2 protein-coding genes are annotated in these 1,798 nt (G+C 64.8%); one reads left to right on the top strand and one right to left on the bottom strand.

What is annotated here, in order from left to right; genetic code table 11:
* Positions 1-411: 411 nt before the first annotated feature.
* Positions 412-1,359, top strand: a complete 948-nt coding sequence (gene ligD / locus A5780_RS11800; RefSeq protein ID WP_231982925.1) for a non-homologous end-joining DNA ligase — start codon at positions 412-414, stop codon at positions 1,357-1,359.
* A gap of 91 nt (positions 1,360-1,450) precedes the next feature.
* Here ligD and A5780_RS11805 read toward each other — a convergent pair.
* The coding region (locus tag A5780_RS11805) for a 3-oxoacyl-[acyl-carrier-protein] synthase III C-terminal domain-containing protein (RefSeq protein ID WP_197521730.1) at positions 1,451-1,798 on the bottom strand (348 nt) is incomplete at its 5' end.

Genomic DNA, 1,798 nt, shown 5'->3' on the forward strand with positions numbered 1-1,798 from the left:
GCCGCGGTGGTCCGCACCGACTTCGACCACGCCTCCGGCGAACTCGTTCAGATCTGGTCGAAAACCCCACCCACCGGCGGGACGGATTGGGTCGTTGTGTGGTGGCCGGGAAACCACTGGACATGGGAGCGCGAAGCCGACCTCGAATTCGTCGACACCGACCAAAACCCCACATAACTCATCTGCCCGCTCGCCGGACTCCGACCGTCCCACCCTCACGAAGTAGGCCCATTGCGTTCGCTGCCCAAAGGCGCGCCACTGCAGAAGGCTTCGCTGTTCAAGCCTCGATCTGGCGGCGCCGAGGCCGGTGCGAGGTGTGGCGCACTCCGGCGACCGTTCGATCTGCTGCTGTACGTTTGCTAGTAGGTCGTTTGTGGTTAAAGGGAGCCTCTGAATGGCGGCGACGCAACGGTGATCAGGCTGCCGCGATACGCGGCAATGCTGGCGGCTCCCGGAGAGTTGCCCAGCGACGATGAGGGCTGGGCTTTCGAGATCAAATATGACGGCATCCGGGCGGGCGGTTATGTCACCGACCGCGTGCAGCTTGTCTCGCGGAACGGCAACGACATCACTGCAGCATGGCCCGAGCTGGCCGATTTGGCGGGCCAGCCGCCGTTCGTACTCGACGGCGAGATCGTCGCGTTCGTCGAAGGGGTGCCATCGTTCGAGGCGCTGCAACCCTGCATGCATCGGCGCGGCGCTGGCGCGATCGCCGAGATGGCCGTGGCGGCTCCCGTGAGCTTCGTGGCGTTCGACTTGCTGCATGTCGGTGACTGGACGCTGATCGAGCTGCCTTACGTGCGGCGTCGTCAACTGCTCGAGCAGTTGGCCTTGCCGGGACCGAGGTGGCAGATATCGCCTCGCTTGAGCGGCCGGGGCCCGGACTTGCTGGCGCGCTCGCAAGCGCTCGGTTTGGAGGGCTTGATCGCCAAGCGTCTGGATGGCCGCTACCTGCCAGGCCGCCGCAGTCCATCCTGGACCAAGATCAAAAATCTGCGCGTATCGGAGGTGATCGTGGTCGGGTGGCGGCCCGGGGCCGGATGCCGCTTCGGCCGGATCGGTTCGCTGCTGGTGGCCGTACCCGACCATGATGGGAATCTCATCTGGGCGGGTAACGTCGGAACCGGGTTCACTCGCGCCAGTCTCGCTGATCTGGCTACGAGACTGACTGCACTCCACCGGGATACGCCCCCGGTCGTGAACAGCGCTGCTGCGCCGGAGGCGAAGTGGGTGCATCCTCGGTTGGTCGGAGTAGTGGCCTTCACCGAGTGGACTCACGCGGGGATACTGCGGCATCCGTCATGGCGTGGATTACGAGACATCGATACCGACCAGATCAAGCCCTGGGACTTGAGATAGGTCACCCAGCACCAGTCGTGAACGGAGGTGACCGACCTCGGATGCCACCGGCCATGCTTGCGAGGACACACGGTGTCGGCGGCCGTAGGTGTCAGTGGAGCCGGAGCGGAGCGAGTGCCCATGTGCCGAAGGCGTGGCTGATCGTAAGCACGATCTGGTCGGGCGCGGCGCCGTCCTCGAGATAGCTCTGTAGGTTCAGCAGGTTGTCGGCGGAGTGGACGTGGGCGAAGTCGGCGACGTTATCCACGTAGCAGAGGTTGTGGTCGAGGCCGGCGGACAGGGTCATGAACCGTAGTGCTTCGGTGTTGATGTTGTTGGTGATCACTTGCCGGATCTGGGCGCGGTCGATGTTCGCGCGTTGTAGCGCGTTGTCGACGAGGCCGATGAGGGTGCGGCGGGTGAGGGCGGCGATGGCGTCGGGGTTGGTGGCGGCGCGGAT

Origin of the sequence: Nocardia sp. 852002-20019_SCH5090214 (assembly GCF_001665865.1) — a bacterium.
GTDB classification, from domain to species: domain Bacteria; phylum Actinomycetota; class Actinomycetes; order Mycobacteriales; family Mycobacteriaceae; genus Nocardia; species Nocardia nova.